The organism is Ruminococcus sp. N15.MGS-57 (assembly GCF_000980385.1).
GTDB lineage: Bacteria > Bacillota > Clostridia > Oscillospirales > Ruminococcaceae > Hominimerdicola > Hominimerdicola aceti.
The window spans coordinates 1-832 of sequence record NZ_LARF01000125.1 but is presented as its reverse complement, the minus strand read 5'-3'; the positions used below and the strand labels follow the sequence as shown (position 1 = coordinate 832).

The following is an 832-nucleotide window of genomic DNA, read 5'->3' as shown; positions in this document are numbered from 1 at the left end:
CTCAGTTTGGTAGAGTGCTTGGTTTGGGACCAAGATGCCGCAGGTTCAAGTCCTGTCGCCTCGACCACTTTATTAAAAAAAATGAAAACAAAATAAAAAATGCTTGACAAGTGCTTGGAGATATGATATAATAGATATCGTCAGTTCGACAGATCAAGCAATACAAGCTGGTGTAGCTCAGTTGGTAGAGCAGCTGATTTGTAATCAGCAGGTCGGGGGTTCGAATCCGTCCACCAGCTCCAGTTTTAATATGGGGGAATTCCAGAGCGGTCAAATGGGGCAGACTGTAAATCTGTTGCCTTCGGCTTCGGTGGTTCGAATCCACCTTCCCCCACCAAAAAGGTGCCTGCAATCGCGGGCGCTTTTTTCATTTTGATAAACAAGATACTTGTAAATTTTTATTTATTTTACAAGTATCTTGTTTACAGCTATACAGTAGCACAAGTTTTTTTGAAAGTCAAGTATAATTTTACAAGTTTCTTGTAAAATTGGATTGACAGCTTCCTTGAAATCCGATAGGATACTGTCAAGAACATCGGAAAGGATGGGATCCATGGCATTTGGAGACCGGATCAAAGCCCGTCGGGAGGAGCTGGCTCTCTCCCGCCCCCAGCTGGCGGATCGGCTGGGCGTCACACCGTCCACTGTCAGCAACTACGAGACCGGTGTCAGCTTCCCTAAGGAGGAGATGATGCTCCGGCTGTTCGACTGTCTGGAGACGGACCCCAACACCTTGTTTCAGGACAGCTTTCGCCGCGGCGCGGACGTCCTGACTCAGCGGGAGCGGCAGCTGCTGGAGCAGTATCGCTCCCTCTCTCCCCTGGGGCGGGAG

1 protein-coding gene and 2 tRNA genes are annotated in these 832 nt (G+C 48.9%); all 3 read left to right on the top strand.

Annotation, left to right across the window (positions count from 1 at the left end; genetic code table 11):
- Positions 1 to 166 precede the first annotated feature (166 nt).
- Positions 167 to 242 (top strand) — tRNA-Thr (locus tag WS40_RS10850).
- Between the two features lie 10 nt (positions 243 to 252).
- Positions 253 to 337, top strand: a tRNA-Tyr gene (locus tag WS40_RS10845).
- Between the two features lie 216 nt (positions 338 to 553).
- Positions 554 to 832 (top strand): helix-turn-helix domain-containing protein (locus WS40_RS11720; RefSeq protein ID WP_325208548.1); only part of this gene is annotated, 279 nt, incomplete at its 3' end.